The sequence below is a fragment of the Maribacter sp. MS6 genome (assembly GCF_056839185.1).
Genome location: NZ_CM166389.1, coordinates 766547 through 791555, shown reverse-complemented (window position 1 = coordinate 791555; position 25009 = coordinate 766547). Strand labels below are relative to the sequence as shown.

Sequence of the window (25009 nt, the reverse complement as noted above, 5' to 3'; positions counted from 1 at the left end):
CGTGATAGACGAGAAAGCTTTGAACGGAGTTGATTTACATGCCTCTTTAAAAAAATATTTTGGTTTCTCCCAGTTCAAGGGGCTTCAAGAGGAAGTTATTAAACAAATATTACAAAATAAGAACTGTTTTGTGATTATGCCCACGGGAGGGGGAAAATCTCTTTGCTATCAATTACCCGCTTTAATGAAGCCCGGTACGGCAATCGTAGTTTCTCCTTTGATTGCACTTATGAAAAATCAGGTAGACGCTATTAGGGGTGTTTCTTCAGAGCATGGTATTGCACACGTCTTAAATTCATCTTTGAACAAGACCGAGATCAAGCAGGTGAAAAAGGATATAACAGATGGTATTACCAAGCTTTTGTATGTTGCCCCTGAATCCCTTACCAAAGAGGAAAATGTAGAGTTTTTGCGCTCTGTAGAGGTGTCCTTTGTTGCGGTAGACGAGGCGCACTGTATCTCGGAGTGGGGACATGATTTTAGGCCGGAATACAGAAATCTTAAGTCTATTGTGGAGCGTTTGGGAGGTAACATTCCAATAATTGGCCTCACGGCCACTGCCACACCTAAAGTACAGGAGGATATTGTTAAAAACTTGGGGATAAATGACGCCGTACTTTTTAAAGCATCTTTCAACAGGCCTAATTTATACTATGAGGTGCGTACGAAGACCGAAAATGTGGAAGCGGATATTATACGGTTTGTGAAGCAGAATCAAGGTAAATCTGGAATAATATACTGTTTAAGTCGTAAAAAAGTCGCTGAGCTTGCTCAGGTACTACAGGTAAATGGGATAAGTGCGGTTCCCTATCATGCTGGTTTTGATGCCAAAACAAGATCTAAGTATCAAGATATGTTCTTGATGGAAGATGTGGATGTGGTAGTGGCTACAATTGCGTTTGGTATGGGTATAGATAAACCTGATGTTCGTTTTGTAATCCATCACGATATACCTAAAAGTATAGAAAGTTATTACCAAGAAACAGGAAGGGCAGGAAGAGATGGCGGAGAAGGGCATTGTTTGGCCTTTTACTCCTACAAGGACATAGAAAAACTGGAAAAATTTATGTCGGGGAAACCTGTTGCAGAGCAGGAAATAGGAAATGCGCTGTTGCAGGAGGTTGTGGCCTATGCAGAGACTTCCATGTCTCGACGAAAATTCATGTTGCATTATTTTGGAGAAGAATTCGATGAGGAAACAGGCGAAGGTGCCGATATGGACGATAATACCCGCAATCCAAAACAAAAGGAAGAAGCTCGCGAAGATGTTTTAAAGTTGTTGCGGGTAGTAAAAGGTACTAGTGAAAAATTTAAATCTAAGGAGGTAGTTTGTGCCTTACGCGGCAAGAGCAATGCAATAATTTCGTCGCACAAAACCAATGAAAAGGACTTTTTTGGAATAGGCTCCGATAAGGATAAAAGCCACTGGATGGCTTTGGTACGCCAAGTTTTGGTTGCCGGCCTCCTAAAAAAAGAGATAGAACAATACGGTGTTATACACCTTACAGAAAAAGGGGAGGCGTTTTTGGAGAAACCAACTTCCTTTATGATGACCAAAGATCATGTCTACAGCGCAGAAAATGACAATGCGATAGTAGGTGCCGCAAAAACGGGCGGCGTGGCAGATGCTAAGCTTCTAAAACAATTAAAGGATTTGAGAAAGTCACAAGCAAACAAATTGGGAGTGCCGCCTTTTGTAGTTTTTCAAGACCCCTCATTAGAGGATATGGCTTTGAAATATCCTATTACTACGGATGAGTTACTCAATGTACATGGTGTAGGAGAGGGAAAAGCGAAGAAATATGGTAAACCTTTTTTAAAATTTATTTCTGATTATGTTGTAGAAAACGAAATTATTAGACCAGATGATTTGGTGGTCAAAAGTACAGGTGCAAATTCGGGTCTTAAATTATACATTATTCAAAATGTAGATCGTAAATTACCTTTGACGGATATCGCTTCTGCAAAAGGTATTGAAATCGATGAATTGATAAAGGAGATGGAGCAAATTGTATTCAGCGGGACTAAATTAAATTTGGGGTATTGGGTCGATGAGGTGCTGGATGAAGACCAACAAGAGGAAATACATGAATACTTTTTGGAAGCGGAGACAGATGACTTGGAGGCTGCCATGAGCGAGTTTGATGGCGAGTACGAAGACGAGGAACTGCGACTGTACCGACTAAAATTTATCAGTGAGGTGGCCAATTAATCTTAGCTAACCCAAGGCCCTTTTAGTTCAATCGTCATGGTGTTGGTGTTCATGACAGCTTGAATTCCTATAGGGAAGGTGAAATTCTGGTCAACATGTCCAAAACTTATGCCGTATACCGCTGGAATTCCAAGAGGCTTTATTCTGTCCATTGGTATTTCTTTAAGCGTAAACGTATCCGGTGCGCTCGGGCGGTCACATCCCGCACAGACGCCAAAAATATTTCCAGAGGCTTTTGTAAACGTATCGCCCTGTATCAGTTGGGTCAACAAACGGTCTATACGATATGGTGCTTCTTCAACATCTTCAATGCAGACAAGCTTATCCGTAAAGTCTATTTCATATGGTGTGCCTATTTATGCATTTATTAGCGTTAAACTTCCACCTGTTAGTTCTCCGCTGGCGGTTCCTTGATTGATAGTATATCTTTCGTATTCCGTATTGGCTTTTAAGTCTTCGGGTAGTATCGCATTCGAAATGCGGTAAACGGGCTTTTTGTTTTCCAAAAGATCTTTGAACCCTTTTTTACTAAAAAGGTCATTTATAGTGTTGCGTACTGGGCCGTGAAAGCAGATTAGGCCGGTTTGTTTGTATATTCCGTTTAGTAAAGCGGTGACATCGCTAAAACCGATTAAGGCTTTCGGGTTTCTTCTTCTAACATCATAATCTAGAAGATGCATTATACGTGTGCAACCGTAACCACCACGTATACATAAGATGGCATCTACGTTCTCATTGGCAAATAGCTCGTTGATATCTGCGGCACGCTCCTCATCCGTATTGCTAAAATAGCCATGGAACTTGTAAATTCTTTTGGTGTGGTTGCTCTTGTACCCCATTTCCTTTAAGGCCTTTATAGCCAGTTTCAACGTATTGGGCGAAAGAGTAGCCGGGAGCGATTAAGCCAATAGTAGCTCCTTTTTTTAACGCTTTAGGAAGCACTTTTGTTTGCCCTACTGCAGAAAGATTTTTCCTGTTGTAACCAAAGGAATATAAAAACGTAGTATAGGTGATTCCTAATATACCGTTGAAAAAGTTGCGTCTGGTTAGTTTCATGATTGTTGGTTTTTTACAATTCGAAATACATAAAAACACAAAATGTAAAATGTTTAACATATTTGTATAAAAATTAAACAAAATTTATGATTTGTGCTACAATCAATACTATACATTTACCAAAACTTAAAAACAATAATATGAAAATGATTAAAATTATGTTCGTTTCTGCAGCCTTGTTCGCAGCAACAATTGTGCAAGCCCAAAACATAGTAGGTGTCGCCGCCGCTAATGAAAATTTTACAACGCTGGTAGCAGCGGTTAAAGCTGCCGACTTGGTAGAAACCCTAAGCAGCGAAGGTCCTTTCACGGTGTTTGCTCCCGTAAACGATGCTTTTGCAGCTTTGCCAGATGGCACCGTAGAAGGTTTATTAAAGCCTGAAAGTAAGGATGCATTAACAGGTCTTCTTACGTATCATGTAGTATCCGGTAAGTTTGAAGCAGCTGCTGTGATCGATGCCATTAAAGCTAATAACGGAGCTTTTGAGGTTACTACGGTACAAGGAGGTAAAATTATACTGTCTCTTGATAGCGGAAGTGTAAAGTTAACAGATGAAAAAGGCAGAATGGCTACTGTCGTTATAGCGGATGTAGCTGCTACCAATGGCGTTATACATGCCGTTGATACAGTTGTAATGCCTAAATAAAGTACAGGCCCCTTAAACCTAAAATGCTCAGCTTTCATTTGAAAACTGGGCATTTTAATATTAATAATAGGTTGAATTAACAACTACCTTGCTCTAGTGCCGCCATCCGTTGATTTTGATCTACGTAACTGTCTCTGTATTTTTTTTATGGCAGATTCTATGGATTTTTCTGGTTCTATAATATTGTACTCTCCCCAAAAATCTGGGTCCGCAAAACCAATAGCTTCATCGCTTAATATTACGGAAGACTTAATTTTTTCTTTTGAACTAAGTTGAGCATTGGTAGGATTTAATTCCCAGTCTGTTATTGCCATTTCACAACTCATGGAATATACCGAATTGAATAATTTTTTATCCCAATCTATTTTGAATTCCAGTAGCACATTACTATACCCGTAGTACCATTTTCCGTCTTTTTCTCTGTAATCTACGCGATAGGCCACTTCTGTGGGCCATACCTCGGCATTCCGGGGTTTTTTCCTTACGAACATTTGAGAAGCCAAACTTTTGTTGGTAATATTTAAGGAATATATAGCACTGGTGAGAATTTTATTTTCAGCATCTATATATAGCTTTCCGGTATAATAGGGATCTAAAATAGTCTCTTTTTGCTTGAAATTTATGATGTAGATTAATTTGTCATTTACCCGTGTTGAGCTATCAAAAGCAAAATCGTAATAATCTATAGATTCATTGGTAAAGATATATTTGGGATATTTGACCATATCTACAAATAATGTGTTAAAAGGGCCTCCTTGAAGTTTTAGCGCTACTGTGTCAAGTTTATTATAATCTGTACTTTTTCTTGCTTTAAATAGCTGTAGTTCATCTCGTTTATACGAGTTGTAAGGCGCTTTATAGATGTTTACGACCGCTTCGGACAGACTCACGTTTTTGTTTCTTTTTTTAATTGTTTCCCTATAAAACGCCGTCATTACTGTTGGATCGTTAAGATAGTTTTCCCCTTTTTTTCCTAAGGTCTCTCTAACCAACGCTTCTGCGTCTTTGGGAACACTTAAGTTGACCTCACTCAGTTTTACGACAGACTCTGTCATGAAAATCTCATTATCCACCTGTGTTAGCCCAACAATGGGAAGTGAAATTGTCTTATAGCCAAGGAAGGAGATAACAACATTTTTTCCAGTACTGCCATTTGGGATTTTTAGTGAAAACTCCCCATCCGTATTTGTAATCGTACTTATATTTGAACCTTCTATCGTAAGGGTTGCAAATACTAAAGGTTTTTTGGTATCGCTATCCAATATTTCTCCTGAATATTCCTGGAAGCCTGCATCTTGTCCTAGTAAAGTGGTATTTGAGACCACCACAAGCATTAGTGCCAAAACTATCGGGTATAGGATGGATTTTTTTTGGTATTCTTTTCGATTCTGTTTCATGTGACTATGTAATTATGTGCAACGTTTTGTTATCTAAGATAATGATTTAAAGCGCTCTGCTTTGGTTTCTTATCATAAATTATGTTTAAATAGTGTTAATTTCAGGCGTTGTGAGAAACAAAATCCTTGTATTTATAGTATAAATTTTTTTGTGAAATAATACTTGAATTTGGTATCTGAGGTGAAGCTAATTCGAGTTTTCCTTTGCAGGGGTATACTTATTTTTTATTGATACCTGCGCTTGCCAAAAGTCTGGTACTCTAGATGCGTAGATCAAGCTAAAAGTCGGTTTACATGCGCTGGTTGACCAAGGTGTTTCGGCTTTAGACTTGCATACCGGTTACGAGCTGTATTTTCTTGCTCATGGTTTTCACGGCTTGGAAGTATTATCGTCTTGTAAGTTTTGAAAAATAGCTATATGCTCCCACTAGCTCTCTGGCTCGTTCGTCTTGGAGGAGTTGTCTACCAGTCTTTTAATTTGGGTTAGTTCCTCCGATGTTAAATCTCTCCACTTACCTACGGGTAAATCTAGGCTTACGTTCATAATTCTAATTCGCTTTAACTTTTTAACCCGATAACCCAAGTGTTCGCACATGCGTCTTATTTGTCGGTTTAAACCCTGCGTTAGTATTATTCTAAATTGGTAGGTACTAACTTGACTTACTTCACAGTTTCTGGTTATGGTGTCCAATATTGGTACCCCATTTCTCATTTTCTTTAAAAAATCGGATTGTATGGGCTTGTCAACGGTGACTAAATATTCTTTTTCATGATTGTTTCTTGCCCTTAATATCTTGTTAACTATATCTCCGTCGTTGGTTAGAAAAATTAGTCCTTCACTGGGTTTGTCCAATCTACCGATAGGGAAAATACGTTTGGGATAATTTATAAAATCGATGATATTGTCTTTTTCCACGCTACGATCCGTGGTGCACACAATACCAATAGGTTTGTTAAATGCTAGGTACACATGTTTTTCTGTTGGAGTTGAAACGGCTTCCCCGTCAACTCGAATGTCGTCACCATCGACTACCTTAGTTCCCATTTCGGGAACTTGGCCATTAATGGTCACTCTTCCTTGATCGATCAGCTTGTCTGCCGCTCTTCTGGAACAATAGCCTACTTCACTTAAGTATTTGTTTATTCTTGTCTGTTTTACGATGTCTGCCATAGCTTTGTTACAGATAGGATGTTACTTTTTTCGTGTTATTTCTAAAGCGTGTATTTCCCTTCCTAAGGCTGCTAAAAATGGAATTCCAATGTCATCGTATTCGTAAACGTTATCGTTAAAAATTCCGTTTTTGTTTACCAATATCGTTGCTGTCAACAAAAAATCCACATCATTCTTTTTATCTACGATATACGCACAATCCGTTAACGTACCATACGCAAAACCTACCTTGTTGTAAATCTCTATGTGCTCTGGGATTTTCTCTTTAGTGTCTCCGTATAAAAAGAACTTACAGTAACCATCGTAATAGTCATTGGCATCGTATCCTGCATTTCTTGGTAGCGTTTTCATTGACGTTAATAAAAAGTCATGTTGTTCGGCAGATAGGTCAAACCGTTCATGGGGAGCAAACGTATTTGGAAATATGACTCGCTTCAACATTCCGTGCTGGGCGGCAATAGGATAGTAGTTCTTTAGACTAAAATCAAAAGCTTCTTTTATCAGGACGTCCTCCTCGTAATACCCAACGCCTTTTTTTATCCTTCCCAGCTCAAGAGGCTCTGGCGCGGTATTAAAAGTCGCCTTTGAAATTCCTGTAGTACTATCGTTCAAATAGATGATTAAAGGTTTTGTATTTAAATCATCGGAATGGTAACCCAATCGATGAGCGATACGAACGGGTCGTATCCCTTTGTCCCGTAAACCTTTATTAATGGCATCTTGTCCAAGCAACTCTACCATACGGTTATTGGCAAGATTGTCGCTGACCGCAAAAATTTGGGAAACATCTTGGGAAATGGTAGATTCTATGGAATCACCTTCTATATAATACTTGGTATGGCGGTCAAGGCTGTCTGTTTGGTTCAAACGTTCCAGCGCCAGAACTGCTACCGGGAATTTAACCGTGCTCGCTGGGTAAAAGTAGTGATCATTATCCACCTGAAAATCATAGTCTGTAAACAACACACTGTCATTTCTTCTATCTATTTGGGTATATCTAATTTGTATCTCGAAAGGCTCTGCATTATCCATTACCCGTCTTATATCTGCATTCTCAGATGCCAATGCCCGAGTTAGTATAGAGCTGCTGTTTTGTTTGGAGCAAGAGCTCAAAAACGTTATCGTTAGAATAAGTAATACAAGGTTTGTTTTCATCTTCCACTTTTATAATCTACAAATTTTAAAGGGTAAAAAGAGCCTAATAGTACATTTTAGTCATTGGCGTACACCTCGCCTCTATGGGGCTTCAACGCATCCCTTACTGGAATCATATCTAGCTCGTTTACCACCATATACGCTATACTATGCATCTCGTTTAAGGCTCCATGCCCAGTAATATTAACGTCCAGTTTCTCTAAGTTTATGTATTCTTTTAGGTGTTTTTCGTGATGTTCTGCCGTTTTTAAGGCAACCGGGCCCTTAAAATCCCAGATGAGTTTCAATTGTCTGTCCAAAATATTCTATTTTGATTTCAAAATTAAGCTTTTCGTTGCAAATCTAACGGACAAAAAGCTATACGAATTAAGGGTCCAGTACCTAACTTGGTATCGCTTTGTGTTGGGTCATACCAAATAAGTGCGTTTGTGTAAGTTTCTTAGGCCTAAATTTGTGTTAAGTAAAACGGACAAGGTTTGCGAGGGATTTTGTAATTACTATTTTTGTTCGATGTTTATTTTTAAAACCTTGAAAAAAAGACCATTCACTCTTTTTACCGTTACTTTTATTCTGCTAGGCTTTTTGTCAGAATCTTGTGGTTCTTATTTTAAGAAGAATGAAGACAAGGAACCTTTGGCAAGGGTAGGAGAGAATTATTTATATGCAGATGACATTGCCATTTATATTACAGATGGAATGTCCGAATCCGATAGTGTATCTTTTGTAAACAATTATATCACCAACTGGGCTTCTAAACAGCTATTGTTGAGCAAGGCTAAAATAAACCTTCAAGAAAGCGAATTAAGAAAATTCGATGCCCTAGTGGCAGACTACAGGACCGATTTGTACACAAGGGCCTATAAGGAGGCACTTGTCTCACAGGGTTCCGATTCCTTAGTTTCGGAAGAACAGTTAGTGCAATTCTACGAAGAGGAGAAGGAAAATTTTAAGCTTAAGGAGCGAATAGTAAGAATGCGCTTTGTCTCCCTGCCAAAAAATTTTTTAAATAAGGAAGAAGTTGGACAACGGCTAAAAAGTTTTAAGAAAGAAGATGTTTCCTATTTGGACTCGATAGGAGTGCAGTTCAAAAAGTTGCATTTCAATGATTCTATTTGGGTACGTGCTTCTAGAGTCCTTGTCGAAATACCACCAATTAACTTTGAAAACCAGGATAGGTACTTAAAAAAATCACAATTTTTTGAATTGGAGGATTCAATCGGGGTATATTTGGGAAAGATTGAAGAAGTTAAAGATTTAAACGACATAGCGCCATTATCTTTTATAGCGCCTTCCATAAAACAAGTATTATTGAATCGCAGAAAAATAGACTACCTGCGTAAACTTGAAACAGAAATCATAGATGAAGCAATTAAGGATAAAGAATTTGAAGTGTATTACAAGGATGAGTAAGACGGTTTTAACAACAGTATTGGCCATATGTTCCGTCATGGCCTTTGGACAGCATACGGTTCCCAATGTGCCGGATAATCAAGTGGAACCAGAAGAAGTTATAGCAGAAGCGGATATTTCCAAGAAAAATGATTCTACCAATAACTTTAAACGAATAAAGTTAGACGGAATTTCTGCGGTGGTTGGGGATTATGTGATTTTGGATTCTGATATTGCGAAAACAATGATCGATTTAAAGAGCCAAGGTGCGGATACCGATGATATTACCCATTGCGGACTTTTAGGAAAATTAATGGAAGACCGTTTGTATGCCCACCAAGCCGTACAGGATAGTATTTTGGTATCCGATGATATGGTAAACGCGCAAGGCGAATCACAGTTACAGTCCTTGGTTCAACAAATCGGATCTATGGACAAGGTTTTGAAATACTATAAGAAACAGGACGAGCAGAGTTTTAGGGAGGAGTTGTACAAAATAAACAAGCTAAGAATGTTGTCGGAGAAGATGCAGCAGGAAATTATCAAGGATATTGAAATTACTCCCGAAGAAGTGCGTCAGTTCTATAACAATATTCCTGCAGATGAGCGTCCTATGCTTGGAGCAGAGTTGGAAATTGCACAGATAGTAAAATCTCCTGAACCTTCTGATGAGGAAAACCAGAAAGTAATTGACAAGCTTAATCAGATAAAAGCGGATATAGAGGATAATGATGCCAGCTTTAGTGTAAAGGCTATTTTGTATTCCCAAGATCCAGGATCAAAATCGCAAGGTGGTTTTTATAGTATTACTAAAAACACGGGATTTCATAAAGGTTTCAAGGATGTTGCCTTTAGTCTAAGGGAGGGTGAAGTTTCCGAACCTTTTAAAACCCCGTCGGGATACCATATTATTTTTGTTGAAAAGATTCGTGGGCAAGAACGGGATATACGTCATATTTTGCTTCAACCTGAAATCTCGGAAGAAGAAGCAGCTGAGGCAAAAGCGGAACTTGATAGTATTAGGCAAAAAATTATCAACGAAGAATTTACATTCGCCGAGGCAGCTTTGAATTTTTCTGATGAGAAGGAAACGAAATTTGATGGGGGTATATTGCGCAACCCTCAGGATTTTGGATCTCGCTTTGAGCTTACAAAAATGGATCCTGCGTTGTACAATCAAGTCCGTAACTTAAAAGATAATGAGATATCTTATCCCGTTTTGGAGCAGGATCCTAGAGGTGGTCCGCCTAAATATAAAATATTGAAAGTAACCAATAGGTATGAGGAGCATAAGGCAGATTTTGCACAGGACTACCTTAAAATTCAGCAATTAGCATTGACCCAGAAACAGTTTACCGCAATTAAGGAATGGATGGCAGAACATATTGCGGATACCTATGTAAGCGTAAATGATGCAAATAGGGACTGTGATTTTGCTAATAACTGGGTAAAAGATTAATATATGTCGGACGTTGCTGCTATTCAAAATCTAGTAGAAAAACATTTAGGACTTAAAAAAGAAATAGCAAAAGCTATTGTTGGACAGCACGCGGTTATAGACCAAATACTATTGTCTATATACACCGGCGGCCATTCCTTGTTAATCGGTGTTCCAGGGTTGGCAAAAACCTTAATGGTAAATACGATTGCACAAGCACTTGGCCTAGATTTCAAAAGAATACAATTTACGCCAGATTTAATGCCCAGCGATATTTTGGGTAGTGAAGTGTTAGATCAAAATAGGAGCTTTAAATTTATAAAAGGCCCTATTTTTTCGAATATCATTCTTGCGGATGAAATCAATAGAACACCGCCAAAGACCCAAGCAGCACTTTTGGAGGCTATGCAAGAGCGGGCAGTAACCATTGCAGGTCAGCAGCATAAATTGGCGTTGCCCTATTTTGTTCTCGCCACTCAGAATCCAATTGAGCAAGAAGGTACATATCCTTTGCCAGAAGCGCAACTGGACCGTTTTATGTTTGCTATAGAACTTCAGTACCCTACGATAGAGGAAGAGATCCAAGTAGTGAAAAACACAACGTCAACCAATACTAATACCATTCGGCCACAATTTACCGCCAACGAAATAATAGAAGTACAGGAGTTGGTAAGGCGCATACCGGTTCCGGACAACGTGGTAGAATATGCCGTAAAATTAGTAAATAGCACGAGACCTAATTTACCTACCTCGTCGGATTATGTGAAACAATACTTAGACTGGGGAGCCGGACCAAGAGCATCACAAAACTTAATTTTAGGTGCAAAGGCAAATGCTGCAATTCATGGCAAATATTCACCGGATATAGAAGATGTTAAAGCCGTTGTAAAAGGTATTCTAAAACATCGAATTATCAAAAATTATAAGGCCGAAGCCGAGGGGATTTCTGAGGAAGATATTATTGATAGACTATTGTAGTCTAGTTTTTTTCTGTTTTATTACCTTCTTGTTAAAAAGCAGGTACTTAATTTAACGTTTTAGTTTACTGCTCTCTTAAAAATCCTTCAATTATCTAAAAACACCGAAAGCTGCGTTTAAAGTTTTAATAACGACGCTTATTTCCTTAAATTTACTAAATTGATTTAACCTTAAAATAAATAAAGAATGGCATTCGATATCGATATGATTAAAGGGGTGTACGCCACTATGGCGGACCGAGTTAACAAAGCTCGCGAAATTGTCGGGAAACCACTTACCCTTTCTGAGAAAATATTATACTCCCACTTGTGGGACGGTACTCCTACTAAGGCTTTTACAAGAGGTAAGGATTACGTAGATTTTGCTCCAGATCGTATTGCATTACAGGATGCAACCGCGCAAATGGCACTTTTGCAATTTATGCAAGCCGGAAAGAAAAAAGTAGCAGTGCCTACCACGACACATTGTGATCACTTGATACAGGCCAAAAATGGTGCAGAGGCGGATTTGAAATTTGCCAATACCGCTAGTTCAGAAGTTTTTGATTTTTTAGAATCCGTTTCCAACAAATATGGGCTTGGTTTTTGGAAACCAGGAGCTGGAATCATACATCAAGTGGTTTTAGAAAATTACGCCTTTCCAGGAGGGATGATGATTGGTACCGATTCCCACACGGTAAATGCCGGAGGTTTGGGAATGGTGGCCATTGGTGTTGGCGGTGCCGATGCTGTTGATGTAATGGCCGGGATGGCATGGGAGTTAAAATTCCCCAAATTAATTGGTGTTAGATTAACCGGGAATATATCTGGTTGGACAGCTCCAAAAGATGTTATTTTAAAAGTAGCCGAGATACTTACGGTTAAAGGTGGTACGGGAGCTATCGTAGAATATTTTGGACCTGGTGCAGTAGCATTGTCTTGTACAGGTAAAGGAACTATTTGTAACATGGGTGCCGAGATAGGGGCAACTACGTCTACATTTGGTTATGACGAGTCTATGGAGCGCTATCTTAGAGCTACTGATAGAGCAGATGTTGCCGATGCTGCAAATGCCGTCAAAGAACACCTTACGGCAGATGCGGCAGTGTACGCAGATCCGGAAAATTATTTTGACCAGGTCATAGATATTGACCTCTCTAAATTAGGGCCGTTGTTAAACGGACCTTTCACACCCGATTTATCTACACCTGTGGGTAGTGATATGACAGAAAAAGCCACTAAAAATGAATGGCCTATACAAGTAGAATGGGGTTTGATCGGTTCTTGTACCAACTCATCTTATGAAGATTTGTCAAGGGCTTCTTCCATAGCGCAACAGGCACTGGACAAAGGTTTGAAAATGAAATCGGAATTAGGTATCAATCCCGGTTCAGAGCAAGTACGTTTTACCGCAGAAAGAGACGGTATATTAAATGTATTTGAAAAATTGGATGCTAAAATATTTACCAATGCTTGTGGTCCTTGTATAGGGCAATGGGCTAGGTATAGCGACCCTAAGAACGCACCAAAGAACAGTATTGTGCATTCATTTAATAGAAACTTTGCAAAGCGTGCAGATGGTAACCCCAATACCCATGCATTTGTAGCGTCACCTGAGATAACTGCCGCTATTGCAATAGCGGGCCGTTTGGACTTTAATCCATTAACGGATTCGTTGATTAATGAAAACGGACAAGAGGTACGTTTTGATGAGCCAACAGGTTGGGAACTGCCCCCAAAAGGTTTCGAAGTGGAGGACGCAGGTTTCCTTGCACCCGAAGCAGATGGTTCGGGCGTTCAGGTTGTAGTTGCCGAGGACTCGGAAAGACTGCAATTATTGGAGCCATTTGTGCCAATAAAAAATGAAGAGTTGCAAGGTGTAAAGTTGTTGATAAAGGCTTTTGGTAAATGTACCACGGATCATATTTCGATGGCAGGACCATGGCTAAGGTTTAGAGGTCATTTGGATAATATTGCAAATAATACGCTCATCGGTGCAGTAAATGCCTTCAATAAGAAGACCAACTTTGTAAAAAACCAATTAACAGGTGAGTTCGAAGGGGTTCCAGATGCACAGCGAAGCTACAAGGCTGCAGGGATTAAGACTATGGTGGTAGGTGACCATAACTACGGCGAAGGTTCTTCCAGAGAGCACGCAGCAATGCAACCCAGACATTTAGGAGTTGCAGCGGTACTCGTAAAGTCTTTTGCCCGTATTCATGAGACCAACCTTAAAAAGCAGGGAATGTTAGGTCTTACGTTTGCCAATGAAAGTGACTATGACTTAATTATGGAAGACGACACCTTCAATTTTGTTGATATTGCTGATTTTGCACCGGACAGGCCGTTGACGATTGAGGTGGTTCATTCTGATGGTTCAAAAGACACAATCAAAGCAAACCATACGTATAACGATGCACAAATAAGATGGTTTAGAGAGGGATCTGCACTAAACGTAATCAAAAGGGAAAATGCATCGTAGCAATTAAAATGAAATAGTTTCTCAGAACTCCCGATTATCCTCGGGAGTTTTTTAGTTTTGACTTTCACTGACTTAAAATGAAAAGACAAACGTTTTATACATTATTGGTAATTGCAATTGTTTTGTCCTTTTTCATAACACCGTTAGGCGATTTTAGTAAGTTATTATTAAATCGGTGGTTCGCAACTGCACCTACCGTTATTACAATCGATAATAGAGGAGAAGTAAGTAGTTACGATTGGCGTCTTAAAAATGCCGAGTGGGACTTTATCAATTTTGAGAAATCAAAGGGTAAGGTTGTTTTTATTACATTTTGGGCTTCATGGCATCTGCCCTCAAAAGCCCAACTAAAAGATGTGCAGGCACTCTACGATAGGTATAAGGGCAAAGTTGATTTTTATATTATTACCAATGAGGAACGCGCGCCCGTAGAGCTTTTTATGCAAAAGAACGGGTACACATTTCCGGTAACGTACCAAATTGTAGGTGATCCCAGTCCTATTGCTTTATTAAAACCACCGGGATCTTATATTATCGATAAAAATGGTAGCATTGCAGTTCATCAAAATGCCATTGCGGATTGGCGTAACGAAAAGGTGGACAATCTGCTTGTTGAACTTATTTCGGAATAATGTGAAATGAATCAAGTAACGACCCTTACTTTTTTTAGATACGGTTCTTTTGCAACTAAGATCTGGGCCTTTGGTATGATGCAATTTGCGCATAAGCATTTAGCCAAAGAAAAGGGCTTGCTGCATTATAAACTTATGGGAAGCGGTAAGGATGGTTTTGACCCTTTTGCTGATTGGTCTGTTTATGCACTACTGCAAGTATGGGAAAGCGAAGAAGCTGCCGATGTTTTTTTTGATACGTCACCCTTGTATAAACGCTATGTAGACAAAACAGTACAGCGATGGACCTTGTTTTTAAGAAGCATTAAGGCAAAGGGAACTTGGGCGGGTCTAAATCCATTCGTGCGCAGTACTGTTATCAATGAAAACAATCCTTACATAGCCGTAATAACCAGGGCAACTATAAAGCCTAAGATGCTGCGTACGTTTTGGAAGAGTGTTCCTGCATCACAAGCTCCCTTAAAGGAAAATAAAGGCTTGTTATTCACAAAGGGAATCGGTGAAGTTCCATTTTTGCAAATGGCAACGTTTAGCTTATGGAAAGATAAGGAATCCCTAATGGATTTTGCCTACAAAAGTAGAGCGCATACCCATGCCATTAAGAAAACAAAAACCTTAGATTGGTATAGCGAGGAATTATTTTCCAGATTTGAACCCTATAAATCAAAGGGGAATTGGAAGGGTGTGCCTGAATTACCTTTTTAGGGAAATAAAAAATAAAACAATAGGAAGAACACGAACTGGGCCATGTAGATATGTGCGGATAGCTTTTTGTTCCCTGTTATTTTAAAAAGCTTTATCGTGAGTTGAAATACCATTCCCAAAGCGAACCAAGTTACGTAATTCTCCATAGTTGGAAGGCCGCCGGCAAAAGTCCAATAATCAAAAATAGGTGCGGTGTGTTCCATTAAAAAATCTAACACAACCATTAGAAATGTTGCTACAAGAATTTTAACGGTAGTATGCCACTTTGTATAATCTAGAATGCTAGCCGTTACAAAGGTAAGAATGGCCCAATATGCGCCTATTAAATAAGGTACACCATCCAGTTTGGGGCCAAAGTTGTTGCCGTACGCATAGTCGCCAAATAAAATTTGATGTTCCACCCCAAGCCATTCTGCAAAAATACCTCCTGCAAAAAATATAACGAAGCATATAATTTTCTTTGTTGTATCAATAGGAAAAAACACCAAAAATAGCAAAAGCGAAAGGCTAAGGTTCAAAGGTGTTTTTTCTACGAACCAATCTACGTAACCGATGGCAATTCCTAGCATTGCAGAAATATGAAAAAGCCATATGGTACCAATAGCCAAGTTTAGCTTATGTCTTTGTAGCAGCCTAAGCATGTTTTTTGATATTAGGTACCAAATCTTCCACAATTTTAGCTGAAAGTAAGCACAGCGGAATCCCACCACCTGGATGTACCGAACCCCCGCAGAAATAGAGATTTTTGATGCGTCTTGAGAAATTAGGATGCCTTAAAAAAGCAGCAAATTTGTTATTGCTTGCTGCTCCGTACAAAGCGCCTCGATAAGAACTTGTTGCATTCTCAATACCTTTAGGATCTAGAACATGCTCTGTAGTGATGTATTTTTCTATGTCTGTTTTTAAGACATTATTGATTTTAGAAATAATACTATTTCTTGCTGCTGCCTTTAAGGTCTCCCAGTCTTGACCATAGTTACCGGGTGCATTTAGCATCACAAACCAGTTTTCGTGTCCTTTTGGTGCATCTTCGGGGCGTTCTTTTGATGTAATATTGATGTATATGGTGGGGTCTTTATACAGGGTACGTTGTTTAAAAATATGTTCAAATTCGGCGGTGTAAGAATCGCTAAATAGTATATTGTGCAAGTCTAGGTTTGCAAACTCCTTGTTTATGCCCCAGTAAAAGATTAACGCGGAACTAGAACGTTCCTGTTTTAGTGTTTTGGTCGGTTCTGGCTGATTTTTTAGTAATTTTTTATAGGTAGGATAGACATCCATGTTGGAAACCACCACATCTGCAGGATATTCCATTTTGGATGATGTAGCTCCAATGGCCTTTTTATTTTTTAGGTTGATTCTCGTTATTGGTTCATTAAATTTAAAATCAACACCTACATCTACCGCAAGTTGATACAGGCTTTGGCTAATTTGATGCATGCCGCCTTGTGGGAAAAATGTACCGTAATGCATCTCTAAGTGTGGTATCATAGACATAATACCAGGTGTTTTGTATGGAGAGGAGCCATTATAGGTAGCATATCTGTTGAACAGTTGTACCAGTTTTGGATTTTTAAAATACGATTGATTAGTGCTATCCAGGGAGCTATTGATATCCAAACTGGCAATATTAAGAATAGAGGTTATTGTTTGTCTGGATAGGTAGGTGCCTAATTTGTGCAACGATTTTTCTAGAAAGAGGGAAGCGGTTAACTCATATTTTTTTTTGTTGGCATCGATAAAGTTTGCAATATGTTCCCTCGGTTCCGAAAAACTTGTAGCGGCCAGTCTGGTGAATGTATCAATATCGGCGTTAGCACTAAATTCATGGCCATCTTCCCAAAAATAATTACAAATCGTTTTTTTTCGGTGGTAGTTAAAGTAGTCCGTAGGCCTTTTATTGAAAAGTTCAAAAAGTTCGTCTACAAAATGGGGCATGGTAAATAGAGACGGACCTAAATCAAACCGGTAACCATCCTGTACAATGGCATGTAATTTACCTCCTGCGTAGCCATTAGCCTCCACAACGGTAACCTCGTAGCCTTTTTTGCATAAACGTAATGCCGATGCAAGGCCTCCAATGCCAGCTCCGATTACTAAGGCTTTGGGCATAGTTATTTTTTGAAATACTTAAACGGAACAAAGAGCATCCCAAAACATTGGCCATCACTTTTTCCTAAATGTTTGTGGTGCATTTTATGTGCACGTCTAACACCTTTTGCATACCAGTTGTTGGCATTTCGGAAGATTTTGAACCGTTGGTGTATAAAAATATCATGTACCAAAAAATAGGCGATTCCGTAAGCTAGTATACCAAACCCAAGCGGATAGCCATGCCAGGTTATGTTACCCCCTACATAAAATAGTGACATACTTATAATTGCGTAAAAGATAAAGAAAGCATCGTTTCGCTCGAACCATGAGTCGTGGTCTTTATGATGATGGTCTTTATGCAAAAACCATAAGAATCCGTGCATAATGTACTTATGGGTGAACCATGCCATAAACTCCATAAAGGAAAAAGTTCCGAAGAATATTAAAATCCAAAGTGCTATTTTCATTTAAACAAGTTTCATTTTATATTTTACATAAGACCTAGCGAGTAGCCCAAATTTTTGATAATTTGGTACCCTAATCCGGGTGTTTTTAATATCCAACGAAGGAGTGTTTTGTAGTTTTTGCAAAAGTTTGTAATAATATTTGTAAGCGGTATATACGCCAAATTTGGCTTCAGCAGGTAAGGCCATAATACCTTCATATCCTAACTGGAAGTCAGCCTTTATTTCATCTACGATTCGCTTTTTGGACTCCTCGTCTAGCTCCGTAAGATTTGTATTTGGGAAATAGGAACGATTTAAATCCTCAAAATCTGCTTTTACATCCCTAAGAAAATTTACTTTTTGAAAAGCGGAACCCAAGGCCATCGCAGAATCCTTTAAGCGTTCATACGCTTCGTTATCCCCTTTTACGAAGATCTTTAGGCACATGAGGCCAACTACATCTGCCGAACCGTAGATATAATCTTTATATTCCTGTTCCGTTTTGTAGATGTTTTTAGTAAGGTCCATTCGCATACTTTTCATAAAAGAGGCAACCAAATGCATTGGAATCGTGTACCTATGAAATGTATGCTGAAAGGAATTTAATATTGGGTTTAAACTTATCTTATCCGCTATGGAAGCTTCTAGCTCTTGCTCAAATTTATTAAAAAGTCGTTCCTTGTCATAGTTGTGGAAGGTGTCTACAATTTCGTCTGCAAATCGGACAAACCCGTAGATGTTATAGATGTCCTCTCGTATGGAAGGGGACAGCATTTTTGTAGCCAACGCAAAAGAAGTACTGTACTTCTCTGTTACAAGTTTGCTGCATTGGTATGATACCGTATCAAACGTAGCTTTCATACTCTAGACTAATTAGATTTAGTAATTAATTCTGAAACCAATTTTCCTGAAATCAAGGCAGGTGGAACTCCCGGACCGGGAACGGTAAGTTGACCGGTAAAAAAAAGATTTTTCACTTTTTTGCTTTTCAAATTTGGTCTCAGGAAGGCTGTTTGGGTTAATGTGTTTGCCATTCCGTACGCGTTTCCCTTATAGGAGTTGTATCTATCAATAAAATCATTTACACAGAAGGACTCCTTAAATATAATATTATTTCTAACGCTTTGTCCTGTTTTTGATTCAAATCTATTTAAAATAATGTCTAAATATTGCGTTCTTAAAGCCTCGGTATCCTCCAGATTGGGAGCAATGGGAACTAAGAAAAATCCTGCTTCACAGTTTTCCGGTGCCATCGTACTGTCCGTAATGGAAGGAAAATTGGCATAAAACAAGGGGTCTGTAGGCCATTTTGCGTCATCATATATTTCTTCTGCGTGCAGTTCAAAATCGGTATCGAAAAAGAGGTTGTGGTGCTCCACGTTTTTAATCCGTTTATCAAACCCGATATAAAATAACAATGAGGAAGGTGCAAAGGTTTTTTTGTCCCAATAACCTTCGGAATATTGTCTATGCTCTTCATCCAATAAAGTCTCCGAGTGATGGTAGTCCGCACCACTTAAAACTACATCGGATAGTATTTCTTTTCCGTCACTTACGATACCAATGGCTTTGCCTTTTTCAACAAGAATTTTATCTATCGGTTTACTGGTGTGGATATGAACGCCCAAATCTTTGGCTAGCGCCTCCATACCTTTTATGATTTCATACATACCTCCTCTGGGATGCCATGTACCTAAGCCAAAATCGGCAAAATTCATAAAATTATAAAACGAAGGGGTTTTATTAGGTTTTGCCCCTAAAAACAAAACCGGAAATTCCAAAGTGGAAATTAACTTCGGATTTTTAAACTTTTTACGAACTTGAGAGCTGATAGTTTTAAAAAACTGGTCTACCCTGAGTACCGTTTCTTTTGTAACCAGTTCTAAAGGAGATAGACCTGGCCTTAGAACCACTTTGTTGATGGCAATATCATAATTTTCCTGTGCACTTGCAATAAATTTGCGTAGCTCTACAGAGCTGCCTTTTTCGATTCTTTCAAATTCGGCACATATTTTATCCATGCTGTCACCAATGGTAATAACATCATCTGAAAAGAAAATTTTATAGGCCGGACTAAGTTTGTCCAGCGTGTAAAATTCAGCTGTTTTTCTCCCAAAATCTGCAAAGAACTTATCAAAGATGTCTGGCATCCAATACCAACTTGGTCCCATGTCAAAAGTAAAACCTTCCTTTGTAAATTTTGAAGCTCTACCTCCTACGGCCTCGTTTTTCTCGTAAATGGAAACCTTGTTCCCTTCTTTTGCAAGATAACATGCGGCCGATAGCGACGAGAAACCCGAACCTATAATGTTAATTTTTATACCCATAAAATGTAAAAAGCAGGATTTATTGATTACAAACGACTAACAACTTGGTCTATAGAATGGAACGTTTTTACAAAATTGGGAAGCTTGGATTCATCCAAATGCTGTACTTGTCTTCCAAGGATCCAAAGGTTAGGATTGTTATATTCGCTGACCAAGTCTTTAAATTCCTCTATATACTTGCCAATGCGGTCTTTTTCCGGCACCACGGTAAAATAAGAAAGAAAGTATATGTTATCAAAATACTTCATCAAATCCATTAAATTTTCCATAGGTATAGTCTGCCCTAAATAAATACTTTTATATCCCCTAAGAATTATTTCGTAGTTAAGATAGAGTAAGCCTATTTCGTGTATCTCATTTTCAGGTAAAAAAGCTACAAACACCTTATCGGTCTTAGTAGGTTTTAAATGTTGTAATTTCTCTGTATTGATTAGAATTTTTTGTTTTATCAAACTGGTGATAAAGTGTTCGTGGGCAGGACTAATAGTATCGGTTTGCCATAAAAGACCTAATTCGTTCAGCAAGGGTATAAAGGTTTCTTTGAAAACCTCTCTGAATGATTTTTCGTTAATTAAACTATTGTATGTATTAAAGAATATGGTTTGGTCAAAATTCATCATAGCCAACTTAAAGGCGTTCATGGCATGATTTTTAGGGCTATTCTTGGATACTATCTCGCGAACTACTATCGGAATGTCTCGTTCCGGAATCTTGGCTATTTTTGAAATTTTATGTCCGTTATGATAAAGTAGCGTAATATTTAAAAGCTTTTGGAGACTCGCTAAATTGTAGGTGCGTATATTGGTGTCTGTGCGCTCGGGAGATAATAGATTGTATCTTTTTTCCCAAATTCTAATGGTATGCGCTTTAATTCCAGAAAGGTTTTCTAAATCACGAATACTGAAATTTTTCTTTACGTTGTTCATTTTTTATCAGGAATGGTTAAACAAATTTACAACTATAAAGAATACTACGTTCAAAACGACACGTTAAAGTTTAAACAAAACACAAAAAAAGCCGAGCAGTTTACTCGGCTTTTGTGCCCACGACTAGATTCGAACTAGCACGTCCTTGCGAACACTACCCCCTCAAGGTAGCGTGTCTACCAATTTCACCACGTGGGCCAGTCGCTAAAATAACAGTTGGTAAAGATATAAAGCTATCCATGAATTCAAAGTAATTTTTTTGGAATATATTTTGAAATATTTCAAAAGTAAAAACAGCTACTCGGAATCTAAATATATTTAGACTAGGACCTAAGACAAAAGGTCCGTGCGTTGATGCCTCTTCTCCTGCATTCGTAGGTAAGTAGAAGGTGTAATCTTTTTAAGTTGTTTGAATTTTCGGTTAAAATTTGAAATAGACCCAAATCCAGATGCTTCTGCAATTTGCATAATATTCAAGTCTTTTTTTGAGGAAAGTAGCTGACTTGCATGTTCTATCCTTAGTTCTATTAAAAATTGAAAAAAGGTTTTATTGGTACGCTGTTTAAAAAATCTACAAAAAGCATTGGGCGTCATAAATGCAAGATTGGCAACGGTGATTAATTTAATGTCCTTTTCAAAATTGTTCATCACATAGTCCAGTACATCTTGAAGGCGCTTTCCTTCATTAGCACTTAGTGACTTTGGATGCACAAAACCTGTTAATATCGTAGTCTCATTTTCTCCTATAGTTTTAAGTAGGTTTAAGAAAAGAATGAATCTTGAGAGCGTATCTGCAGCAGGTAGTTCGTTTATAATCCGTCTTGCCTCTAAATTCTTTTCGGACACCTTAAAACCAGTGTTTGGCTTGTCAAAAAAAGATTGGGTCTGTTCCAGATGAGGAATAGAAAAAAAATCATTCCCGAACGTCTCTTTAGTAAAAAACAAGGAAATCATGTGGGAGGACTCATCGCTTAGGTTACTCTGAAATAGATGCGGTATCTTTCCGTCGATAACAAAAAGATTGCCTGATGAATAGGAATGAATACTATCTCCGATAATTAGTTTTCCTTCCCCCTTTACCAATAAGCTTATTTGAATTTCTTCATGTTGATGTAATTTGTCAAAAAATACCAATTCGGTATCCACTTGAACAATTAATGCTCCTGCTACTGGCTTTGGTATTTCAAAAGGATATATTTTCAGAATGTGTGGTATTTACCTATTAAGCTATACAAATAGTAAAAATAAGGTAATATAGTATAACTTAAGGTTAAAATTGATGAATTATATCCTTTACGACCCACCGTATCTTTGATTAACTTTAAAAAAGCAGACATGAGTATTGAGTGGAAAGGCGTTATGCCAGCAGTAACAACCAAGTTCAACGAAGACGATACTTTAGACATGAAAATGTTTGAAGTTAATATAAAAGCCCAATTAGATGCCGGAGTTTCTGGGATTATCCTTGGCGGTACTTTGGGAGAGGCCAGTACCTTAACCGCAGCCGAAAAAAAACAACTCATCGTAGAAACGGTTCGCATGGTAGATGGCGCCGTGCCGGTTATTATTAATATAGCGGAGCAAACGACTACAGGAGCTATCGAAGCGGCAAGCGTGGCAAAAGAATGTGGCGCTAGAGGTTTAATGATTTTACCTCCTATGCGCTATAAGGCCAATGATTATGAAACAGTAACTTATTTTAAAGCCATAGCCAATAGTACGGATTTGCCCATCATGATCTATAACAATCCTGTGGATTATGGTATCGAGGTTACCTTGGATATGTTCGAGGAAATGCTGGAATGTAAAAATATAGAAGCGGTAAAAGAATCTACCAGAGATATTTCTAACGTTACCAGAATCAAAGCGCGTTTTGGAGATCGATTAAAAGTACTCACTGGAGTAGATACCCTAGGAATGGAAAGTATCCTTATGGGTGCAGATGGTTGGGTGGCCGGTTTGGTATGTGCCTTTCCTGCAGAAACTTGTGCTGTCTATGAACTGTCAAAAGCTGGCAGAATAGCAGAAGCTTTGGAAATTTATAGATGGTTCCTGCCAGTATTGGAATTGGATATAAATCCTCAACTGGTACAGAATATTAAAATGGCCGAGGTTGCAACAGGAATTGGAACCGAACATGTTAGAGCGCCCAGACTACCATTGATAGGAGCGGAAAGGGCTAGGGTTGCCAAAGTGATTAGTGATGGTTTGGCCAAAAGACCAACATTGCCCGCTTACAAAGAGTTGAATTGGTCTTAATATCATGCGTTTGAATAACTCATAATTAAAAGAATTAAATAAGAAATAACTACGCTATTAAATGTTGTGGGTTGTTTCTTATTTTTGATAAGAATAAAAAAATAGAAGCATAGATGATTTCAGGAGCTAATTATATTGGAGCGAAACTTTCAAAAAAAGGAGACAAAAAATTCAAAACGTTTAATCCCCAATTAAACCTCCCTACCCAATGGACATTCTATGAAGCTAATGAGGAAGAAATACAAGATGCTACCGCCCTGGCGAAAGAAGCATTTGCAGTTTATCGCGGATTTACTGGAAAGCAAAGAGCCGGATTTTTACGTGCAATTGCGCAAGAAATAGAAAATTTGGGAGATGAATTGATTCAAGTGTACACTCAAGAATCCGGACTTCCAGAAGGAAGGGCAGTTGGGGAACGAGGAAGGACCATGGGGCAATTAAACGCCTTTGCCAATTTATTGGAGGAGGGTTCTTGGGTAGAAGCCAGTATTGATACCGCACAACCGGAACGCCAACCCATGCCTAAAGTAGATCTTCGTAAAATGTTATGCCCAATCGGTCCTATTGTAGTCTTTGGTGCCAGTAATTTTCCATTAGCTTTTTCAACTGCCGGCGGTGATACCGCTAGTGCTTTGGCCTCTGGTTGTCCTGTAATCGTAAAAGGTCATCCCATGCATGCCGGTACGGGGGAGCTTGTGGCGTCTGCCATCATTAAGGCAGCCGAGTTGACTGGAATGCCCAACGGTGTTTTTTCCAACCTGAATAGTAGCGGTATAGAAGTGGGCGAACAGTTGGTAATGAATCCCGTGATCAAAGGTGTAGGTTTTACTGGTAGTATAAAGGGAGGAACGGCACTTTACAGGTTAGCCAATGAGCGCGATGAGCCTATTCCCGTTTTTGCAGAGATGGGTAGCGTAAACCCAATTGTTATTTTACCTTCCGCTTTGACCGACAAGGGTGATGAATGGGCCAAAAGTTATGCGGGATCTATTATGTTAGGAGCTGGTCAGTTTTGTACGAATCCAGGACTCATATTAGGAATGAAGAGTACTTCCCTGGATGGTTTTATTTCAACTTTAGGTGCCGAAATTGCAACTTTGGAACCTATTTGTATGTTACATCCCAATATTCATAGCAACTATGAAAAAGGGAAGAAAGAACTTTCTGCCCAAGCAGCCGTGGACATGGTGGCCGATTATGATACCACAGTAGCACCTAATGTGGCACAACAGCGCGTATTGACCGTAAACGGAGCTAATTTTCTTAAAAACCCAAAATTACACCAAGAGGTGTTCGGCCCTTTTTCTATTATTGTCCGTTGTTCTGATGCAAAAGAAATGGAAGCCATTATCGCTAAATTGGAAGGACAGCTTACCGGTACCGTGTTGGGTAATGAAAATGAACTAAAAAAATACAAGACAATTGTAGATACACTCCAAGAAAAAGTAGGACGTATTATTTTCAACGGTGTACCAACAGGGGTAGAGGTTTGTCCGTCTATGCAGCACGGTGGTCCATTTCCGGCAGCGACTGATAGTAGGTTTACATCGGTAGGAACGGGAGCCATTAGACGTTGGGTACGACCGGTAAGTTTCCAGAACTGGCCAAAAGAATCACTACCTAAGGCTTTGCAGGATGAAAATCCTTTAGGAATTACTAGGATAGTAGATGGTTTACATACCATTAAGAGCATATAAACAGAAATAAACAAATCTGA

At 38.8% G+C, this 25009-nt stretch carries 24 protein-coding genes and 1 tRNA gene; 10 read left to right on the top strand and 15 right to left on the bottom strand.

All coding sequences use genetic code 11. The annotated features are described in order from the left end of the window. Nucleotide 1 precedes the first annotated feature (1 nt). Nucleotides 2–2212: a DNA helicase RecQ gene (recQ, locus tag MS6x_RS03635; protein WP_482605404.1), complete on the top strand. Its 2211-nt coding sequence runs from the start codon at nt 2–4 to the stop codon at nt 2210–2212. 2 nt (nt 2213–2214) lie between these two features. Here the strand turns inward: recQ and MS6x_RS03630 are convergent, their stop codons facing one another. Genes MS6x_RS03630 through MS6x_RS03620 form a run of 3 tightly spaced genes read right to left on the bottom strand, consistent with a single transcriptional unit; the run spans nt 2215 to nt 3268 of the window. After that, complete coding sequence (locus MS6x_RS03630; protein ID WP_482607139.1) at nt 2215–2523, bottom strand: hypothetical protein; 309 nt, start codon at nt 2521–2523, stop codon at nt 2215–2217. Nucleotides 2524–2568: 45 nt separating this feature from the next. After that, complete coding sequence (locus MS6x_RS03625; protein ID WP_482605403.1) at nt 2569–3051, bottom strand: LD-carboxypeptidase; 483 nt, start codon at nt 3049–3051, stop codon at nt 2569–2571. Further along, on the bottom strand, nt 2996–3268 hold the full coding sequence (locus MS6x_RS03620; RefSeq protein ID WP_482605402.1) for a hypothetical protein: 273 nt from the start codon (nt 3266–3268) through the stop codon (nt 2996–2998). Before MS6x_RS03620 ends, MS6x_RS03625 begins: the two co-directional genes overlap by 56 nt. A 146-nt stretch (nt 3269–3414) precedes the next feature. Between MS6x_RS03620 and MS6x_RS03615 the strand changes: the two genes are divergently transcribed. Next, nucleotides 3415–3915 (top strand): fasciclin domain-containing protein, encoded by a 501-nt coding sequence (locus MS6x_RS03615; RefSeq protein WP_482607138.1) that lies wholly within the window; start codon nt 3415–3417, stop codon nt 3913–3915. A gap of 83 nt (nt 3916–3998) precedes the next feature. Here MS6x_RS03615 and MS6x_RS03610 read toward each other — a convergent pair whose 3' ends face one another. The 4 genes from MS6x_RS03610 to MS6x_RS03595 form a co-directional block, all read right to left on the bottom strand. Beyond that, on the bottom strand, nt 3999–5312 hold the full coding sequence (locus MS6x_RS03610) for a carboxypeptidase-like regulatory domain-containing protein (protein ID WP_482605401.1): 1314 nt from the start codon (nt 5310–5312) through the stop codon (nt 3999–4001). 427 nt (nt 5313–5739) lie between these two features. Further along, nucleotides 5740–6483, bottom strand: a complete 744-nt coding sequence (rluF, locus tag MS6x_RS03605) for a 23S rRNA pseudouridine(2604) synthase RluF (protein ID WP_482605400.1) — start codon at nt 6481–6483, stop codon at nt 5740–5742. A 21-nt stretch (nt 6484–6504) separates the two neighbouring features. After that, a complete protein-coding gene (locus MS6x_RS03600; protein ID WP_482605399.1) occupies nt 6505–7638 on the bottom strand; it encodes a serine hydrolase in 1134 nt (377 codons plus the stop codon). Between the two features lie 56 nt (nt 7639–7694). Further along, nucleotides 7695–7937, bottom strand: coding sequence for a hypothetical protein (locus MS6x_RS03595; protein WP_482605398.1), 243 nt, complete (start codon nt 7935–7937; stop codon nt 7695–7697). Nucleotides 7938–8166: 229 nt separating this feature from the next. Here MS6x_RS03595 and MS6x_RS03590 point away from each other — a divergent pair, with 229 nt between their 5' ends. The 6 genes from MS6x_RS03590 to MS6x_RS03565 all read left to right on the top strand — a co-directional run bounded on the left by MS6x_RS03590 (nt 8167) and on the right by MS6x_RS03565 (nt 15240). Beyond that, nucleotides 8167–9048: a peptidyl-prolyl cis-trans isomerase gene (locus MS6x_RS03590; RefSeq protein ID WP_482605397.1), complete on the top strand. Its 882-nt coding sequence runs from the start codon at nt 8167–8169 to the stop codon at nt 9046–9048. After that, nucleotides 9041–10486, top strand: coding sequence for a peptidylprolyl isomerase (locus MS6x_RS03585; protein ID WP_482605396.1), 1446 nt, complete (start codon nt 9041–9043; stop codon nt 10484–10486). The genes MS6x_RS03590 and MS6x_RS03585 overlap by 8 nt, the downstream gene beginning before the upstream one ends. Nucleotides 10487–10489: 3 nt before the next feature. Next, nucleotides 10490–11443, top strand: coding sequence for an AAA family ATPase (locus MS6x_RS03580; RefSeq protein ID WP_482605395.1), 954 nt, complete (start codon nt 10490–10492; stop codon nt 11441–11443). Between the two features lie 186 nt (nt 11444–11629). Next, on the top strand, nt 11630–13903 hold the full coding sequence (locus MS6x_RS03575; RefSeq protein ID WP_482605394.1) for an aconitate hydratase: 2274 nt from the start codon (nt 11630–11632) through the stop codon (nt 13901–13903). 77 nt (nt 13904–13980) lie between these two features. Beyond that, nucleotides 13981–14535, top strand: a complete 555-nt coding sequence (locus MS6x_RS03570; protein WP_482605393.1) for a TlpA family protein disulfide reductase — start codon at nt 13981–13983, stop codon at nt 14533–14535. A gap of 6 nt (nt 14536–14541) precedes the next feature. Continuing rightward, on the top strand, nt 14542–15240 hold the full coding sequence (locus MS6x_RS03565; RefSeq protein WP_482605392.1) for a DUF3291 domain-containing protein: 699 nt from the start codon (nt 14542–14544) through the stop codon (nt 15238–15240). On the opposite strand, the gene MS6x_RS03560 is transcribed toward MS6x_RS03565, so the two are convergent. The 8 genes from MS6x_RS03560 to MS6x_RS03525 all read right to left on the bottom strand — a co-directional run bounded on the left by MS6x_RS03560 (nt 15237) and on the right by MS6x_RS03525 (nt 22179). Then, nucleotides 15237–15881 (bottom strand): carotenoid biosynthesis protein, encoded by a 645-nt coding sequence (locus MS6x_RS03560; RefSeq protein WP_482605391.1) that lies wholly within the window; start codon nt 15879–15881, stop codon nt 15237–15239. The two genes, MS6x_RS03565 and MS6x_RS03560, sit on opposite strands and share 4 nt — an antisense overlap. Beyond that, nucleotides 15874–17352 carry a 1-hydroxycarotenoid 3,4-desaturase CrtD gene (crtD, locus tag MS6x_RS03555; RefSeq protein WP_482605390.1) on the bottom strand — a complete coding sequence of 493 codons (1479 nt, stop codon included), beginning with the start codon at nt 17350–17352 and terminating at the stop codon, nt 15874–15876. The genes MS6x_RS03560 and crtD overlap by 8 nt, the downstream gene beginning before the upstream one ends. A gap of 2 nt (nt 17353–17354) precedes the next feature. After that, nucleotides 17355–17801: a sterol desaturase family protein gene (locus MS6x_RS03550; protein ID WP_482605389.1), complete on the bottom strand. Its 447-nt coding sequence runs from the start codon at nt 17799–17801 to the stop codon at nt 17355–17357. Next, on the bottom strand, nt 17802–18641 hold the full coding sequence (locus tag MS6x_RS03545; RefSeq protein WP_482605388.1) for a phytoene/squalene synthase family protein: 840 nt from the start codon (nt 18639–18641) through the stop codon (nt 17802–17804). It lies immediately after the preceding gene. Between the two features lie 8 nt (nt 18642–18649). Further along, a complete protein-coding gene (locus MS6x_RS03540) occupies nt 18650–20107 on the bottom strand; it encodes a phytoene desaturase family protein (RefSeq protein WP_482605387.1) in 1458 nt (485 codons plus the stop codon). A 26-nt stretch (nt 20108–20133) separates the two neighbouring features. After that, the gene (locus tag MS6x_RS03535; protein ID WP_482605386.1) at nt 20134–21033 is read right to left on the bottom strand and encodes a MerR family transcriptional regulator; all 900 of its coding nucleotides are present in this window, start codon (nt 21031–21033) and stop codon (nt 20134–20136) included. Nucleotides 21034–21147: 114 nt separating this feature from the next. Further along, nucleotides 21148–21231 (bottom strand) — tRNA-Leu (locus MS6x_RS03530). A 132-nt stretch (nt 21232–21363) separates the two neighbouring features. Beyond that, nucleotides 21364–22179, bottom strand: a complete 816-nt coding sequence (locus MS6x_RS03525) for an AraC family transcriptional regulator (protein WP_482605385.1) — start codon at nt 22177–22179, stop codon at nt 21364–21366. A gap of 189 nt (nt 22180–22368) precedes the next feature. Between MS6x_RS03525 and MS6x_RS03520 the strand changes: the two genes are divergently transcribed. Both MS6x_RS03520 and MS6x_RS03515 read left to right on the top strand, forming a co-directional pair. After that, nucleotides 22369–23292, top strand: a complete 924-nt coding sequence (locus MS6x_RS03520) for a dihydrodipicolinate synthase family protein (RefSeq protein WP_482605384.1) — start codon at nt 22369–22371, stop codon at nt 23290–23292. A gap of 113 nt (nt 23293–23405) precedes the next feature. Further along, nucleotides 23406–24989, top strand: a complete 1584-nt coding sequence (locus MS6x_RS03515) for an aldehyde dehydrogenase (NADP(+)) (protein WP_482605383.1) — start codon at nt 23406–23408, stop codon at nt 24987–24989. Nucleotides 24990–25009 lie beyond the last annotated feature (20 nt).

Excerpts from the sequence above, each read along its gene's own strand:
- MS6x_RS03535 (WP_482605386.1), bottom strand. The coding sequence starts at position 21,033 with ATGAACAACGTAAAGAAAAATTTCAGTATTCGTGATTTAGAAAACCTT.
- MS6x_RS03580 (WP_482605395.1), top strand. The coding sequence starts at position 10,490 with ATGTCGGACGTTGCTGCTATTCAAAATCTAGTAGAAAAACATTTAGGA.
- MS6x_RS03615 (WP_482607138.1), top strand. The coding sequence starts at position 3,415 with ATGATTAAAATTATGTTCGTTTCTGCAGCCTTGTTCGCAGCAACAATT.
- MS6x_RS03565 (WP_482605392.1), top strand. The coding sequence starts at position 14,542 with ATGAATCAAGTAACGACCCTTACTTTTTTTAGATACGGTTCTTTTGCA.
- MS6x_RS03540 (WP_482605387.1), bottom strand. The coding sequence starts at position 20,107 with ATGGGTATAAAAATTAACATTATAGGTTCGGGTTTCTCGTCGCTATCG.
- MS6x_RS03600 (WP_482605399.1), bottom strand. The coding sequence starts at position 7,638 with ATGAAAACAAACCTTGTATTACTTATTCTAACGATAACGTTTTTGAGC.
- MS6x_RS03570 (WP_482605393.1), top strand. The coding sequence starts at position 13,981 with ATGAAAAGACAAACGTTTTATACATTATTGGTAATTGCAATTGTTTTG.
- MS6x_RS03575 (WP_482605394.1), top strand. The coding sequence starts at position 11,630 with ATGGCATTCGATATCGATATGATTAAAGGGGTGTACGCCACTATGGCG.
- rluF (WP_482605400.1), bottom strand. The coding sequence starts at position 6,483 with ATGGCAGACATCGTAAAACAGACAAGAATAAACAAATACTTAAGTGAA.
- MS6x_RS03515 (WP_482605383.1), top strand. The coding sequence starts at position 23,406 with ATGATTTCAGGAGCTAATTATATTGGAGCGAAACTTTCAAAAAAAGGA.
- MS6x_RS03625 (WP_482605403.1), bottom strand. The coding sequence starts at position 3,051 with ATGGGGTACAAGAGCAACCACACCAAAAGAATTTACAAGTTCCATGGC.
- MS6x_RS03520 (WP_482605384.1), top strand. The coding sequence starts at position 22,369 with ATGAGTATTGAGTGGAAAGGCGTTATGCCAGCAGTAACAACCAAGTTC.
- crtD (WP_482605390.1), bottom strand. The coding sequence starts at position 17,352 with ATGCCCAAAGCCTTAGTAATCGGAGCTGGCATTGGAGGCCTTGCATCG.
- MS6x_RS03620 (WP_482605402.1), bottom strand. The coding sequence starts at position 3,268 with ATGAAACTAACCAGACGCAACTTTTTCAACGGTATATTAGGAATCACC.
- MS6x_RS03550 (WP_482605389.1), bottom strand. The coding sequence starts at position 17,801 with ATGAAAATAGCACTTTGGATTTTAATATTCTTCGGAACTTTTTCCTTT.
- MS6x_RS03545 (WP_482605388.1), bottom strand. The coding sequence starts at position 18,641 with ATGAAAGCTACGTTTGATACGGTATCATACCAATGCAGCAAACTTGTA.
- MS6x_RS03585 (WP_482605396.1), top strand. The coding sequence starts at position 9,041 with ATGAGTAAGACGGTTTTAACAACAGTATTGGCCATATGTTCCGTCATG.
- MS6x_RS03610 (WP_482605401.1), bottom strand. The coding sequence starts at position 5,312 with ATGAAACAGAATCGAAAAGAATACCAAAAAAAATCCATCCTATACCCG.
- MS6x_RS03560 (WP_482605391.1), bottom strand. The coding sequence starts at position 15,881 with ATGCTTAGGCTGCTACAAAGACATAAGCTAAACTTGGCTATTGGTACC.